The sequence below is a fragment of the Pseudomonas sp. D4-21 genome (assembly GCF_051132125.1).
GTDB lineage: Bacteria > Pseudomonadota > Gammaproteobacteria > Pseudomonadales > Pseudomonadaceae > Aquipseudomonas.
This window is the reverse complement of sequence record NZ_CP071664.1, coordinates 635,868-650,083: the sequence shown is the minus strand read 5'-3', so window position 1 is coordinate 650,083 and position 14,216 is coordinate 635,868. Positions and strand designations below refer to the sequence as shown.

The window sequence follows — 14,216 nt, the reverse complement described above, 5'->3', positions numbered from 1 at the left end:
GGTACGCTGGGCCACATCGCCCGCCTCGCGCACGATGGGTTGCAATTTATCCACAAAGCGGTTGACCGCCGAAGCCATGTCGCCGATTTCGTCTTTGCTGTTGATTTGCACGCGCTTGGTCAGGTCACCCTCGCCCGCCGCCAGATCGTTCATCGCGGCGATCAACAACTTCAAGCGATTGACCACCCGACGCCCCAGCACCACGGCCAACAACACCAACACGCCCAACCCTACCAACGCCAGGCCCAGGCCGATGCGCCAACGCAAGGTCTCTGCGGCTTCTTGAACCGTGACGGCGGTATTGGTCTGCATATCGGTGGCGGTGGCCTGCGCCGAGCCCAGGCGGCCACGCATGGCTGCGGCACTGTCGGCAGCCGCGCCCTTGAGGCTGTCGCCCACCAATTGATCGCTGCTGGCAATCAGCGCGGAGAAGCGCTGGTCGAGCGCCTTGAGGTCGGTTTCCACCGAGGCGGTGGAAACGCCCATCAGCACCTTGCCGATCTCGACGCCATTGGGGTTGATCGACGCTTCGAGGTAATAAACCGATGGATCGTTCTTCGCCGCATCCAATACTTTATCCAGCGCCCGATCGCCCTTGCCCTTTTCCAGCAGGGCCTTGTTGATCGGGTTTTCCCGGTTCAGGTAGCGAGTCAGGTGTTCCCCTGCGGCGTCGTCATAAATGACGAACAGTACATTGGGATTGCGCTGGGCCCGACGGGCGAATTCGGACAGGGTGGGCACGTCGCTGTCCCACATTGCCCGGGGCGCGACCGAGGCCAGAAGCTGCGCCATATCATTGGCGGAATCCCTCAGGTCTTTTTCCAGGGTTGCACGCAGTTGAGCCTGCTCGTCCTTCAGACGGGAAGACAACCCCGCGGTCAATCGCTGGCGGGTACTGGTGGACAAGCTGTCCAGGCTGGAGGTGACTTCTCGCCCAGCCTGCTCCAACTCACCCGCCAGTTTCTGGCTGTCAACGCCCAGGCGCGCGCCCAGGTCGGACTCAAGCGCGGTGACCGTGCTTCGGGTAAGCGCAACGGCCACCAGCACCTGCACCAAAAGGGCGATACCGAGGGTAACGAAAACAGGCCGCAGCAAACGGCTTTGTAACAGTGAGAGAACGGCCGACACGTGAAATCCCTCTACCAAACGCCATTAATTTGATGGCACGCCTGGAAGGGGTGCCTTAATGGAGATGCGTAGCAAGTGTCATGCCGCCCGACAGGCAGAAACGACAAAGGGCTCCATACGGAGCCCTTTGCTTGTTACATCAACGACTTATCAGGCAAATGGATGACGCAGAACGATGGTTTCGTTGCGGTCCGGCCCCGTCGAAATAATGTCGATCGGCGCGCCGACCAACTCTTCGACGCGCTTGATGTAGTTGCGCGCGGCCACTGGCAGCTCTTCCAGGGTCTTGGCACCCACGGTGGACTCGGTCCAGCCTGGCATCTGCTCGTAAACCGGCTCCAGGCCGATGTAGCTGTCGGCGTCGGTCGGTGCGTCGATGACAGCGCCGTCCTGGTTCTTGTAACCCACGCAGATGTTGATGGTTTCCAGGCCGTCCAACACGTCCAGCTTGGTCAGGCAAAGGCCCGAGATGCTGTTGACGTCGATGGCGCGACGCAGGATGACGGCGTCGAACCAGCCGCAACGACGGGCACGACCGGTGGTTGCACCGAACTCGTGGCCACGCTTGGCCAGGAACGCACCGACGTCGTCGAACAGCTCAGTCGGGAACGGCCCCGAACCGACGCGGGTGGTGTAGGCCTTGGTGATGCCCAGGATGTAGTCCAGGTACATCGGGCCAAAACCCGAACCGGTGGCGATGCCGCCAGCGGTGGTGTTGGAGCTGGTGACGTACGGATAGGTGCCGTGGTCGATGTCCAGCAGCGAGCCCTGGGCACCTTCGAACATGATGTCCTTACCGGCGCGGCGCAGCTCGTGCAGCTCGGCGGTGACGTCGAGCATCATCGGCTTGAGCAACTCGGCGTATTCCATGCACTCGTCCAGGGTCTTCTGGAAGTCGATGGCCGGCTCTTTGTAGTAATTGACCAGCACGAAGTTGTGGTAATCCAGCAACTCGCCCAGCTTGGCGGCGAAACGCTCACGGTGGAAGAGGTCACCGATCCGCAGGCCACGACGGGCCACCTTGTCTTCATAGGCCGGGCCGATGCCGCGGCCGGTGGTGCCGATCTTCAGCTCGCCACGGGCCTTTTCACGGGCCTGGTCCAGCGCAACGTGATAGGACAGGATCAGCGGGCAGGACGGGCTGATGCGCAGGCGCTCGCGCACCGGTACGCCTTTCTCTTCCAGCTTGATGATTTCCCGCAGCAGGGCGTCGGGCGCCACCACCACACCGTTGCCGATCAAGCACTGCACGCCTTCGCGCAGCACGCCCGATGGAATCAGGTGCAGAACGGTTTTTTCACCGTCGATCACCAGGGTGTGACCGGCGTTGTGGCCACCTTGGTAGCGCACTACGGCGGCAGCATGTTCGGTCAGCAGATCAACGATCTTGCCTTTGCCCTCATCACCCCACTGGGTGCCCAGGACTACGACATTCTTACCCATAACACTTGTCCTCATTCGCGCAAACTTGGTGCCGGCTCCAGGCCGGCAGGAAAACTCAAGAAGCCAGCGGCAATACTTGCCAAAGCCCGTTCTGCTGAATCAATTGCCGGTCGCAGTCCGCTTCACGGGCGGCGGCCAAAGGTTGCCCAGGCAAGGCCTGGACGACACGCTGACCCTCACTGCGCAACTGGCAGACCATCTGCCAGAGTGCCGCATCCGTACTGTCAGGCATCCAGATACCGCCGGACGGTAACTCGATTTCAGCACGCCCCAGGGTCACCAGGGTTTTCAAATCGGTAGAGAAGCCGGTCGCCGGACGGGCGCGACCGAAGTCGGCGCCAATGTCGTCGTAGCGACCGCCCTGGGCGATGGACTGGCCAACGCCCGGTACAAACACTGCGAACACCACGCCAGTGTGATAGTGATAGCCGCGCAGCTCACCCAGGTCGAAATACAGCGGCAACTCAGGGAAACGCACCGACAGACGCTCGGCAATCGCCAACAGGTCGTCCAGCGCCGCCAACACCGGTGCCGGCGCGCCGGCCAAGCGTTCGCGGGCCGCGCCCAGCACTTCACGGCCGCCGCAAAGATCCACCAATGCCCGCAACATGCCGGACAGGTCGCTCGGCAGCCCTTCGGTCAGGCTGATGACTTCATCGATGGCCTTGCGCTGCAAGGCGTCGAACAACCGCTGCTCCACTTCACCGGACAAACCGGCCGCACGGGCCAGGCCACGGTAGATGCCGACATGGCCCAGGTCCATGTGGACATCCGGCACGTCGGCCAGTTGCAGCATGGCCAACATCAGGCTGATGACTTCCACGTCACTGACTGGGCTGGCGTCGCCATAGAGTTCGGCGCCCAACTGGATCGGGCTGCGCGAAGACGACAAGGCACGCGGCTGGGCATGCAGGACACTGCCGGCGTAGCACAGACGGCTCGGGCCTTCGCGGCGCAAGGTGTGGGCATCGATGCGTGCCACTTGTGGCGTGATGTCGGCCCGAAAGCCCATCTGCCGGCCCGATTGCGGGTCGATAACCTTGAAGGTGCGCAAATCCAGGTCCTGGCCCGCACCGGTCAGCAGGGATTCCAGGTACTCGATATGCGGGGTAACGACGAACTCGTAACCCCAACTCTGGAACAGATCCAACACCTGCCGACGCGCTACTTCGATACGCGCGGCTTCCGGTGGCAGTACTTCTTCGATGCCATCTGGCAGCAGCCAGCGGTCTACCGTTGCCATTACGCCATTCCCCTATGGTCCGGGCGGCCAGCTTTCGGGCTGGCCTTGAGTGAAGCAGAAAATGCCCGCGTCATGCGAAAAACCGCAAACAACGCGCAAGGGCGACGTGACGAATGGCCCTGGATCGGCCTCGCCAAGCACTTTCCTCGAAAAACCTGTCGGGTCATTCAACCCGACGCCTGCACCGTATAAACCACAATCGAACGCGCAGACGCAAAAAAGCCGGGAATTTCCCGGCTGCCGCATCATACACACGTTTTCCCAAAGGATCACCCCGCCCGACGTTTTAGCCGCCGGGCGGAGTGCTTCAGGTCAACGTCGCATCAAGGCTTGGCCTTTTCCAGGTAATGGAAAAAGTCACTGCTTGGGTCCAGGACCATGACGTCGGATTTGTTCGCGAAGCTTTCACGGTAGGCACGCAGGCTACGGTAGAACGCGTAGAACTCCTGGTCCTGGCCATAGGCCTTGGCGTAGATCGCAGCGGCCTGGGCATCACCATCACCACGGACCTCTTCCGATTCACGATAGGCTTCGGCCAGCAGCACGCGGCGTTGACGATCGGCGTCGGCACGGATGCCTTCGGCCAGCTCGTTACCCTTTGCACGGTGCTCGCGGGCTTCACGCTCACGCTCGGTGCTCATGCGCTCGAACACGCTGCGGTTCACTTCCTTCGGCAGGTCGATGGCCTTGACACGCACGTCGACCACTTCGATACCCAGCTCTTTTTCCGCCATCGCGTTCAGCGAGCGGGTGATGTCTGCCATGAGCGCGTCGCGCTCACCGGACACCACTTCGTGCAGGGTACGTTTACCGAACTGGTCACGCAGGCCCGACTCCAGGCGACGGGACAAACGTTCGTCGGCGATCTGCTTGAGACCAGAGGTCGCGGTGTAGAAGCGCTCGGCATCCTTCACGCGCCACTTGGCGTAGGCATCGACCATCACGGCTTTCTTTTCCAGCGTCAGGAAGCGCTGCGTCGGTGCGTCCAACGTCATCAAGCGCGCATCGAACTTGCGCACCTTGTTAACGTACGGCACCTTCACATGCAGCCCTGGCTGGACATCAGCCTGGACCACGCGACCGAATTGCAGCAACACCGCGCGCTCGGTCTGAGCCACGATATAGAAGCAGTTCCAGGCAGCGATCGCCACGACGACGCCGACAATAAGGGCGATCAGCGATTTATTGCTCATCAGCGACTCTCCCTGGTACGTGCTTGCTGTTGCTGCAGGTCCGCCGCCGCGCGGGCATTGGCTTCATTGCTGGCGGCTGCCGCCGCGCCGGTTGGCGGTGTGCCGGTGTTGCGACCACTCTCGACCATCTTGTCCAGCGGCAGGTACAGCAGATTGCTCTGGCCGTCCTTGTTGCCGGTAACGAGGACCTTGCTGGTGTTGCTGAAGACTTCCTGCATGGTGTCCAGGTACAGGCGCTGGCGCGTGACTTCAGGCGCCTTGCGATACTCGGCTACCAGTTTGGTGAAGCGATCAGCCTCACCCTTGGCGCGGGAAACCACTTCGTCGCGATAACCGTTGGCATCTTCGATGATGCGCTGGGCCTGACCACGGGCTTCCGGCACAACGCCGTTGGCATAGGTTTCGGCCTGGTTGCGCGAGCGTTGCTCGTCCTCACGGGCGCGGATCACGTCGTCAAAGGCTTCCTGCACTTCGCGCGGTGCCGCTGCGCTCTGGACGTTGACCTGGGTGACCGTGATACCGGTGCGATAGGTATCGAGGAACCGTTGCAGGCGCTCCTTGATTTCGCTGGCCATCAGCTCACGACCTTCGGTCAGCACCTGGTCCATGGCGGTGGAACCCACCACGTGGCGCAGGGCGCTTTCAGTCGCGTGTTGCAGGCTGATCTCCGGCTGGTCGACGTTGAGCACGAAGTCCTGCAGGTTGGTGATCTTGTACTGTACGGTCAGCGGCACTTCGACGATGTTCTCGTCTTCGGTCAGCATCTGGCCCTGCTTGGAGTAGGCACGCTCGCGCGTGACGTTTTCCATGTACTTCTGGTCGATCGGCGGGAAATAGATGTTCAGGCCCGGGCCGACGGTTTCGTAGTATTTGCCGAAGCGCAGCACCACGGCCTGCTCCTGCTCGTCCACGACATACACCGCGCTGTACAGCCAGACAGCCGCGAGCACGACAAGGCCGATGCCGAGCAGGCCGAAACCGCCGCCCTTGCCCGGACGGCTGCCGCCATCGTCACCGCGTTTCCTACCACCACCGAACAAACCGTTCAGGCTGTCCTGCAGCTTGCGGAAGGCCTCGTCGAGATCCGGTGGTCCCTTGCGGTCGCCGTTGTTACGACGCTTGCCGCCCCAGGGATCCTGGTTATTCGAGTTGCCACCCGGCTCATTCCAAGCCATAGCGCTCTCCATCTGATAAAGCAAAGACGCACCCACGGCGCGCCGGCCAATGCTACAGAATGCCTGACACAGCTTTCTCAGGCTTTTATTGCAAAGTGTGTTGCTCGATGAATTCCATCGGCTGGAGCCCTTCGCGACTGACCAGCCGGTTCAGTTCCGACCGAGGCAGGCGAACGGCCAGCAGGCAGATGCCTTCTTCGTCGTGTTCTTCTTTCTGCACCGCCCCCAACTCGAAAAACTGCGCACGCAGCCGGGCAAAACGCTGCGGCAGCTTCAAGGTGCCCACAAACAGGTCATCGCCCAGCAGTTCCGCCACGGCCTGCTTGAGCAGGTCCAGGCCACTGCCATCACGGGCCGAAAGCCAGACCCGCTGCGGCTTTCCGTCGGCATCGCGCTGGATCTGCGGCTCCACGCCTTCGAGCAAATCGAGTTTGTTGTATACCTCGAGGATCGGCAAGTCCTGGGCCCCGATCTCTCCCAGCACCACCATGACCTGTTCGATCTGCAGCATCCGGTCCGGTTCGGCGGCATCGATCACGTGCAGCAGCAGGTCGGAGTTGCTCGACTCTTCGAGCGTAGCCCGGAAAGCCTCGACCAGCTTATGCGGCAAATGCCGGATGAAACCCACGGTATCGGCCAGCACGATGGGCCCGAGGTCGCTCAGGTCGAGCCGACGCAAGGTCGGGTCGAGCGTGGCGAACAACTGGTCGGCGGCATAGACATCGGATTGGGTGACGTTGTTGAACAGGGTTGATTTGCCGGCGTTGGTATAACCCACCAGTGAAACCGTCGGGATGTCGGCCCGCTTGCGGCCGCGCCGCGATTGCTCGCGCTGGCTGCGGACTTTCTCCAGCCGCCCTTTGATCTGGCGCAGGCGAACCCGCAGCAGGCGCCGGTCGGTTTCCAGCTGGGTTTCACCCGGGCCCCGCAGGCCGATACCGCCTTTCTGGCGCTCAAGGTGAGTCCAGCCGCGGACCAGCCGCGTGCTCATGTGCTCAAGCTGGGCCAGTTCGACCTGGAGCTTGCCTTCATGGGTACGCGCGCGTTGGGCGAAGATATCGAGAATCAGCCCGGTGCGGTCGATCACGCGGCACTCGAAGACACGTTCGAGGTTGCGTTCCTGACTGGGCGTGAGGATGTGATTGAAAATCACCAGATCGATGTGCTCGGCTTTGACCAGGTCGCGCAACTCCTCGACCTTGCCACTGCCGATCAGGAATTTGGCGGTTGGCCGATGACGCGGCACGTTGAAAAACGCGACGGTCTCGGCGCCGGCCGAAATTGCCAATTCCTGAAACTCCTGCGGATCTTCGCGCGCCTCAGGGTCCTGTCCTTCCAAGTGAACGAGAATGGTCCGCTCACCACCACCGTGGCGCTCAAAGAACAAAGGAGGCTCCTATCAAGCGTTACCCGGCTCAGCGTCACCGCCTTCGGATTCGGTTGCGCTAGGCAGACGAATCGGACGAACCGGCACCACTGTCGAGATAGCGTGTTTGTAGACCATCTGGCTGACGGTGTTCTTCAGCAGGATGACGAACTGGTCGAACGACTCGATCGTGCCTTGCAGTTTGATCCCGTTGACCAGATAGATGGACACCCCAACTTTCTCTTTACGTAAAGTGTTCAAGTAAGGGTCTTGTAGCGAATGCCCTTTTGACATGTGCCGCACTCCTTTAAGGATCAATTATAAAAATCGGAATTCAGATGGCTTGGGCCGTCACACCCCCAAGGATAGACGGCAATTGCAAGGACTCAGCTCAATATGGAGATGGTCCCGAGGTATTTCAAGGCGCGTGGCAGATTGTCGCAATCAAGGCTGTCAAGCCAATGCAAGTCAGTCCAGCTGCGCAGCCAGGTGAACTGGCGTTTCGCCAATTGGCGCGTGGCAATGATTCCACGCTCGCGCATCTCGGCTGACGTCAGCTTGCCGTCCAGGTAGTCCCAGACTTGTCGATAACCCACCGCACGTATAGACGGCAACCCGGCATGCAGGTCACTTCGCTCACGCAGGGCTACGACCTCGTCTATGAATCCCTGTTCCAACATTAATGTGAATCTTTGTTCAATTCGCCGATGCAGCACTTGCCGGTTCGCCGGAGCGATGGCCAGATTCGCGACAGTATAGGGCAATTGTTGCAGTCCCGAAGCGGCTGCTTCAGTACTTTGCGCAGATTGTCGCTGCCGCAGGGCCGTCATGCTCTGGCCGCTCACCCGATAAACCTCCAGGGCCCGGCTGAGCCGCTGCGGGTCGTTGGGGTGAATGCGCGCCGCCGATTCAGGATCGATCACCGCCAATTGTTCGTGAAGCGCTTGCCAGCCAAGGCGCACAGCCTCTTCTTCGATCTGTGCGCGCACCTCGGGATCGGCCGCCGGCATGTCCGCCAGGCCATCGACCAGGGCTTTGTAGTACAGCATCGTACCGCCCACCAGCAGCGGAATCTTGCCTCGCGCAGTGATCTCGGCCATGGCCTGGAGCGCATCACGCCGAAAATCAGCCGCCGAATAGGCTTCGGCCGGGTCGAGGATGTCGATCAGCCGATGGGGATATTCAGCCAGCAAAGCTTTCGACGGTTTGGCGGTGCCGATGTCCATGCCCCGGTAGACCAGCGCCGAATCGACGCTGATCAACTCGCAGGGCAAGACCTTGGTCAGTTCGATGGCCAGGTCGGTCTTGCCGGCGGCCGTCGGCCCCATCAGGAAAATCGCGGGTGGCAACTGGCTCATCAACGACCGCGCAGGAACAGTTTGTCCAGGTCGTCCAGGCCCAGTTGGGTCCAGGTCGGCCGGCCATGGTTGCATTGACCGCTGCGTTCGGTGTTTTCCATGTCCCGCAACAGGCCGTTCATTTCCGGCAGGGCCAGGCGCCGGTTGGCGCGGATCGCGCCGTGGCAGGCCATGGTGCCGAGCAATTCGTTCAAGTGCGCCTGGATCCGGTCGCTGGTGCCATATTCCATCAGGTCCGCCAGCACGTCGCTGACCAGGCGATTGGCCTCGGCCTGTTTCAACAAGGCCGGGATCTGCCGGATCGCCAGGGTTTCCGGGCCCAGGCGCTGTAGCTCGAAGCCCAGGCGCTGGAACCAGCTCATGTGCTCTTCAGCGCAATCGGCTTCGCGCTGGCTGACGGCCAGGGATTCGGGAACCAACAACGGTTGGCCGCTCAAGCCTTCGCTGGCCATGGCGATCTTCAATCGCTCGTACATGATCCGCTCGTGAGCGGCGTGCATATCCACCAGGACCAGGCCCTGGGCGTTTTCGGAAAGGATGTAGATGCCTTTTAGCTGCGCCAGGGCATAACCCAACGGTGGTATATCTCCCTGACCGTCGGGCAATGTCGCTGCAGGGGTTTCAGGCAGAGGCTTGAAGAACTCGCGATACGCGGCCTGGGCCTCGGCTGCCGGCACATTGGATTGTGGGCGCGGCGTGTATTGATACTGATAACCGCTGCCAGCGCCGCTTCCGCCTGTGTTGTAGGCTGGTTGGGGCTGGGGTTGCTCCAGCAGGGCATGGGCCGCCAGGCGCATTTCCCCCTGGGGGCCAAACTCGCCGGCCTCCAGCCCGGTCGGCCGGACCATGCCGGCCACGGCCGCCGGGGCCGCCAACTGATCTTCCGGCCGAACATCGCCCAGGGCTCGATGCAACGTGCCATAGAGGAAATCGTGGACCATGCGTCCATCACGGAAACGCACTTCGTGCTTGGTCGGGTGGACGTTGACGTCCACCACCGATGGGTCGACTTCGAAGAACAGCACGAAGGTGGGATGCCGACCATTGAACAGCACATCGCGGTAGGCCTGGCGCACCGCATGGGCCACCAATTTGTCGCGCACCGCACGGCCGTTCACGTAGAAATATTGCAGGTCCGCCTGGCTGCGGGAAAACGTCGGCAAGCCGACCCAACCCCACAGGTGCAAGCCATTGCGCTCCACCTCGATGGGCAAGGCCTGCTCCAGAAAACCCGCGCCACACACCGCGCCCACACGCCGGGCGCGAGCCGCATCATCGTTGGCCTCGTGCAGGCTGAGGATGGTCTTGCCGTTGTGGCGCAGGTGAAACGCCACGTCAAAACGTGCCAGGGCCAGGCGCTTGATGACTTCCTGCAAATGATCGAATTCGGTTTTCTCGGCCTTGAGGAACTTGCGCCGGGCCGGAGTATTGAAGAACAAGTCCCGTACTTCAACCGACGTGCCCACCGGATGAGCGGCGGGTTGCACATGGGAAGCCATGTCGCGGCCTTCGGTCTCGACCTGCCAGGCCTGATCGGCGTTTCGGGTGCGGGACGTGAGCGTCAGGCGTGACACCGAACTGATGGACGCCAGCGCCTCGCCACGAAACCCCAGGCTCATGACCCGTTCGAGGTCTTCCAGGTCACGAATCTTGCTGGTCGCGTGACGCGCCAGGGCCAGCGGCAGGTCATCGGCGGGAATGCCGCGACCGTCGTCGCGCACCCGCAACAGCTTGACCCCGCCCTGCTCGACATCGACGTCAATACGCCTGGCCCCGGAGTCGAGACTGTTTTCCAGCAGCTCCTTGATGACCGACGCGGGGCGCTCGACCACTTCGCCGGCGGCGATCTGGTTCGCCAGCCGAGGGCTGAGCAGTTCGATGCGGGCGGTGCTGTCGATCACGTCATCGCTCATTGCTTGGCCGCCACTTCGTTGCCAGGAATGGTCAGGGTCTGCCCGATCTTCAGCTCGTCACTTTGCAGATTGTTGGCGCTGCGCAAGGTCGCGGGCGACACCTGATAGCGCACGGCGATCATAGCCAGGGTTTCGCCCGGGTTGACTCGATGGTCGCGCGGGCCCTGGGCGATCTTGCCCGAATCGCGCAGCCAGGCGATGTAGGTGCCGGGCGGTGGATTCTGCTGGAAGAACTGCCGCACGCCACTGCTGATGGATCGGGCCAAGGCCTGCTGGTGGCTTGACGACGACAGTTTAGAGGCTTCGTTGGCGTTGGAAATGAACCCGGTTTCCACCAGGATCGACGGGATGTCCGGCGACTTGAGCACCATGAACCCGGCCTGCTCGACCCGCTGCTTGTGCAATGGCGTGACGCGGCCGATGTTGCTCAGCACTTTTTGGCCGACGTTCAGGCTGGAGGTCAACGAGGCGGTCATCGACAAGTCCAGCAACACACCGGCGAGCATCCGGTCCTTGTCGTCGAGGCTGACGTTGCCAGCACCGCCGATCAGGTCGGAACGGTTTTCACTGTCGGCCAGCCAGCGGGCGGTCTCGGAAGTGGCACCACGGTCGGACAAGGCAAATACCGAGGCGCCAAACGCAGCCTTGGAGGGTGCGGCGTCGGCATGGATCGAGACGAACAGGTCCGCGCCCTTCTTGCGGGCGATTTCCGTGCGTCCGCGCAGGGGAATGAAATAGTCGCCCGTGCGGGTCAGTTCGGCGCGGAAGCCTTTCATGCCGTTGACTTGGCGTTGCAGTTCGCGGGCGATGGACAGCACCACGTCCTTCTCACGCTGCCCGCGCGAACCCGAGGCGCCAGGGTCTTCGCCACCGTGTCCGGCGTCGATAACCACAATGATGTCGCGTTTGCCGGCCGGGGCCGGTGGCAGCTTGATCGCGGGTTCAGTGGGCGTGACCGGCACGGCGGGCACCGTGGCGACTTTGGTCGGCGGCGGCGGTGTCGGCGCGGCATCGGCCGGGTTATCGAACAGGTCCACCACCAGCCGGTTGCCGTACTGGGCGTTGGGCGCCAGCGTGAAGCTCTTCGGGGTCACCGCCTGTTTCAGGTCGACGACCACCCGCAGGTCGGTCGGCGTACGCTGGGCCGAGCGCATGGCGGTAATCGGAGTGTTGGCGGTGGGCACGTTCAGCGGCGCGCCCAAGGACGCGCCATTGATGTCGATCACCAGGCGATCCGGGGCGGTCAGGGTGAATACGCTGTGCTGCACCGGGCCTGTCAGGTCGAACACCAGCCGGGTATTGTCCGGCGCCCGCCAGAGGCGAACGCTGTTGACCTTTGTCTCAGCCACAGCATCGACGGCCAGTGCCGTAAGCAACAGTCCTACGACAGCAACCACCGCGCGAAAGCGCATACCAAACCCCATCATTTAATTAGTTTCCAAAGCCAAGGCGGCACACCACGACTCGCCACGCGAGCCTTGCGGTGTCAGTTTCAGCGAACGCCCGCCATTCTGCGCGCCAATGGTAATGGTCAGGTCCGGCTTTGGCAAAAAGCCTGCACCTTTCTGGGGCCATTCGATCAGGCACAAGGCGTCATCTTCGAAGTAATCACGGATGCCGAGGAACTCCAGCTCTTCGGGATCGACCAGCCGATACAGATCGAAATGAAACGCTCGGATGTCGCCGATCTCGTAGGGCTCGACCAGGGTGAAAGTAGGGCTCTTGACTGAGCCGACGTGCCCGAGACCACGGATGATGCCACGGGACAAGGTGGTTTTTCCCGCGCCGAGGTCGCCCTCGAGAAAGATCAAGCCATGCCCTGCGGTGATTTGCGCGATACGCGCGCCAAATTGTGTCATGGCTTGTTCGTCCGCCAAGTACAGGGTTACTTCAGACACGGTGAATGCTCCTCCAACAACTGACGAATGGCCGGGATCAGATCGGTCGCCGCCAATCCCCGGCCCGAGCGACCGCACTGGACGCCCGCGCTGGCATGCAGCCAGACCGCCAGGCATGCGGCCTCGAACGCTTCCAGCCCCTGGGCCAGCAACGCGCCGACGACCCCGGCGAGCACATCCCCCAGGCCGGCGGTGGCCATGGCCGGGTGGCCTTGGGTACAAACCGCCAGGCGGCCGTCCGGGCTGGCGATCAAGCTGCCGGCCCCCTTGAGGATCACGGTAGCTGTGTATTTCTGGCTCAAGGCGTGAGCCGCCGCCGAGCGGTCGGCCTGCACCTGAGCCGTGGATATCCCCAGCAATCGCGCTGCCTCGCCCGGATGCGGGGTAATGACGCAATGTTCGGGCAGGCTGACCGCGCCAAGGCTCAACAGATTCAGGGCATCGGCGTCCCACACCTGGGGCAGCGCAGCATTGGCCGCCGCCGACAACAGGCTGCGTCCCCAGGCAGCCTGGCCCAAGCCCGGGCCGACCACCAGGACGTTGGCCTGCTTGAGCAAGCCCATCAATTGATTGGCCGAATGAGTGCCCTGCACCATCACCTCAGGCAAACGGACCAGCGCCGAGGCGACGTGCTCGCTGCGGGTGGCCATCGAAACCATGCCCGCGCCGCAGCGCAGCGCACTTTCGGCGCTCATCTGGATCGCGCCGCCGAAACCCCGGTCGCCGCCGATCAACAGCACGTGACCGAACTTGCCTTTGTGGGACGTGGGCGGGCGAGGCGTCAGGCGCGGCAGATTAACTGGCAGGAGCAGGCGGGCACTGGAAGGCGCCGACTCAACAATGTCAGGGTCGGCGTGCAGGTCGTTGAACACCAACTCACCGACTCGATCCGCCGCATCCCCGGTGAACAAGCCAAGCTTCAAGCCGATGAACGTCACGGTCAGGTCAGCCGCCACGGCGGTCCCGAGCACTCGGCCGGTGTCCGCACACAGCCCCGACGGTATATCCACCGCCGCGACCGGCAAACCGCTGACATTGATCGTATCGATCGCCCGGATATAAGGCTCGCGCACTTCGCCGGTGGTCCCGGTGCCGAGCAGCGCGTCGAGCAGCACTCCCCGCAGCTCGCTATCGTCCGACCAAGGCTCCACCGACACACCCACGGCCACGGCCTCTGCATGGGCATTGGCGGCATCACCCAACAGGCGCCGGGGCTCGCCCACGGCCAGGACCCGTACCGACCAGCCGGCTCGGCGAGCCAGGGCAGCGACCAGGTAGCCATCGCCGGCGTTGTTGCCATGCCCGGCCAGCACGGTCAATTCAGCGCTTTGCGGCCAACGTCGCACGATAGCTCGCCACGTGGCGCGGGCGGCACGCTGCATCAGTTCGAAGCCGCTGGTGCCTGCCGCGATCAGCTGTGCATCCAAGGCCCGGACCTGCGCGGCGCTGTACAGCGCGTCGGGAAAATCATCTTTAGTCTGCGGCATGCGTCTTCGGGC

11 protein-coding genes and 1 pseudogene are annotated in these 14,216 nt (G+C 62.5%); all 12 read right to left on the bottom strand.

Annotation, left to right across the window (positions count from 1 at the left end; genetic code table 11):
• Positions 1–99: 99 nt before the first annotated feature.
• Positions 100–153 (bottom strand): annotated as a pseudogene (locus J3Q04_RS02865) (hypothetical protein); the annotation flags it as partial.
• A 1,125-nt stretch (positions 154–1,278) separates the two neighbouring features.
• Positions 1,279–2,571, bottom strand: coding sequence for an adenylosuccinate synthase (locus J3Q04_RS02860; protein WP_003186407.1), 1,293 nt, complete (start codon positions 2,569–2,571; stop codon positions 1,279–1,281).
• A 55-nt stretch (positions 2,572–2,626) separates the two neighbouring features.
• The gene (locus J3Q04_RS02855; protein WP_420766192.1) at positions 2,627–3,814 is read right to left on the bottom strand and encodes an ATP phosphoribosyltransferase regulatory subunit; all 1,188 of its coding nucleotides are present in this window, start codon (positions 3,812–3,814) and stop codon (positions 2,627–2,629) included.
• A 323-nt stretch (positions 3,815–4,137) separates the two neighbouring features.
• Positions 4,138–5,007, bottom strand: a complete 870-nt coding sequence (hflC, locus tag J3Q04_RS02850; protein ID WP_420766191.1) for a protease modulator HflC — start codon at positions 5,005–5,007, stop codon at positions 4,138–4,140.
• Positions 5,007–6,182: an FtsH protease activity modulator HflK gene (hflK, locus tag J3Q04_RS02845; protein ID WP_420766190.1), complete on the bottom strand. Its 1,176-nt coding sequence runs from the start codon at positions 6,180–6,182 to the stop codon at positions 5,007–5,009. The genes hflC and hflK overlap by 1 nt, the downstream gene beginning before the upstream one ends.
• A gap of 85 nt (positions 6,183–6,267) precedes the next feature.
• Positions 6,268–7,569 (bottom strand): ribosome rescue GTPase HflX, encoded by a 1,302-nt coding sequence (gene hflX / locus J3Q04_RS02840; RefSeq protein ID WP_420766189.1) that lies wholly within the window; start codon positions 7,567–7,569, stop codon positions 6,268–6,270.
• A gap of 12 nt (positions 7,570–7,581) precedes the next feature.
• A complete protein-coding gene (gene hfq / locus J3Q04_RS02835) occupies positions 7,582–7,842 on the bottom strand; it encodes an RNA chaperone Hfq (RefSeq protein ID WP_003186419.1) in 261 nt (86 codons plus the stop codon).
• 92 nt (positions 7,843–7,934) lie between these two features.
• Positions 7,935–8,906: a tRNA (adenosine(37)-N6)-dimethylallyltransferase MiaA gene (miaA, locus tag J3Q04_RS02830; RefSeq protein ID WP_434608083.1), complete on the bottom strand. Its 972-nt coding sequence runs from the start codon at positions 8,904–8,906 to the stop codon at positions 7,935–7,937.
• On the bottom strand, positions 8,906–10,819 hold the full coding sequence (gene mutL, locus J3Q04_RS02825) for a DNA mismatch repair endonuclease MutL (RefSeq protein WP_434608084.1): 1,914 nt from the start codon (positions 10,817–10,819) through the stop codon (positions 8,906–8,908). Before mutL ends, miaA begins: the two co-directional genes overlap by 1 nt.
• On the bottom strand, positions 10,816–12,246 hold the full coding sequence (locus J3Q04_RS02820) for an N-acetylmuramoyl-L-alanine amidase (protein WP_434560970.1): 1,431 nt from the start codon (positions 12,244–12,246) through the stop codon (positions 10,816–10,818). The genes mutL and J3Q04_RS02820 overlap by 4 nt, the downstream gene beginning before the upstream one ends.
• Positions 12,247–12,717 carry a tRNA (adenosine(37)-N6)-threonylcarbamoyltransferase complex ATPase subunit type 1 TsaE gene (gene tsaE, locus J3Q04_RS02815; RefSeq protein WP_434608087.1) on the bottom strand — a complete coding sequence of 157 codons (471 nt, stop codon included), beginning with the start codon at positions 12,715–12,717 and terminating at the stop codon, positions 12,247–12,249.
• Positions 12,705–14,204: an NAD(P)H-hydrate dehydratase gene (locus tag J3Q04_RS02810; RefSeq protein WP_434608089.1), complete on the bottom strand. Its 1,500-nt coding sequence runs from the start codon at positions 14,202–14,204 to the stop codon at positions 12,705–12,707. The genes tsaE and J3Q04_RS02810 overlap by 13 nt, the downstream gene beginning before the upstream one ends.
• Positions 14,205–14,216 lie beyond the last annotated feature (12 nt).